The organism is Vibrio sp. 1978 (assembly GCF_033344345.1).
The window spans coordinates 1-539 of sequence record NZ_JAWPOP010000917.1 but is presented as its reverse complement, the minus strand read 5'-3'; the positions used below and the strand labels follow the sequence as shown (position 1 = coordinate 539).

1 protein-coding gene is annotated in these 539 nt (G+C 48.2%); it reads right to left on the bottom strand.

From position 1 onward, the window contains the following. Positions 1-539: MATE family efflux transporter (locus R8N49_RS29855; protein ID WP_318190798.1), on the bottom strand; the 539-nt coding region annotated here is incomplete at both ends.

Below are 539 nucleotides of genomic sequence, written 5' to 3'. Positions count from 1 at the left end.
GACCATCATAGGCACTGAGCGCAATATGACTCCAAGTGCCAGAATCACCATGAACTGCTCTGCCAAATGACGAGTCTCGGCGCTCAATGCACTGAACGCATCGAGTATGAGCTGATTGGTGAAAAATAGAAGTACCGCAACACCGAAAGCAATTAGAACATTCAAGATTACCGTCGCCCAAGCTTGGTAATACACAGGTTCAAAGTTTTTCGCGCCGAGTTGGTTACCCACTAAAACCGCAGCTGCATTCGATAGGCCAATCATCATAGCGAGAGCAATCGACTCAACGGGCGTCATCACCGACAACGCTGCCAAACCTTGCACGCCTGCTTGTCCCATGATCGCGTGGTAAGCAAACAGCCCTCCAGCCCAAGCGAGAAAGTTGAACGTCGTGGGTAAAGATAAGCTAAGAAAACGAGTGATTTTGTCCAACACTAAGCTGGCACGAATATCGCCCCAACCAAAGGCGATAATGTGTTTTTTCAACCACAAATAACCAAATAAGCAACCAACTTCAATGGCTCCACTGGTCACCGTTG